General features: G+C 73.5%; 1 protein-coding gene. It reads right to left on the bottom strand.

Going from position 1 to position 393, the window contains the following annotated elements; translation table 11 throughout:
- Window positions 1-393 (bottom strand): hypothetical protein (locus EIK80_RS25145; RefSeq protein ID WP_199743621.1); only part of this gene is annotated, 393 nt, incomplete at both ends.

Here is a 393-nt window from a genome sequence, read left to right as displayed (position 1 = left end):
GCTCTAGCACCATCTGCTCAAGCTGCTCGATACGCAGCGCCGCCTGCGCGTTAGCCAGCTCGTCGCGGTGCAGCGAATCGGTGAGTTCCCCCACTCGGGCGCTCAGCGTGTTCACCTCGTCGCGCACCGCGGCCATCGCCGCTAACCGCTGCTGACGTTGCGCGGCCGACGCGTCGCGCAGTTGCGACGCCCCGTCCACCGCCCGGTGCAACCGCCCGGCCAGCAGCCGTCCGCAGTCGGCGACCGCTGCGGCCACCGCGGCCGCATGCAGTCTTGCGGCGCGTGCTTGCTGAGCCCGCACCCGCGCCTCACGTTCCGCCGCAGCCGCACGGGGCAGCGAATCGGCCCGCCCGCGAACCGCGTTGGCGCGTTCCTCGGCGGTGCGCACCGCCA

The sequence above is a fragment of the Caulobacter sp. 602-1 genome (genome assembly GCF_003931565.1).
GTDB lineage: Bacteria > Pseudomonadota > Alphaproteobacteria > Caulobacterales > Caulobacteraceae > Caulobacter.
Note: the sequence above shows the minus strand (reverse complement) of the source record. Positions and strands in the feature narration are given on the sequence as shown.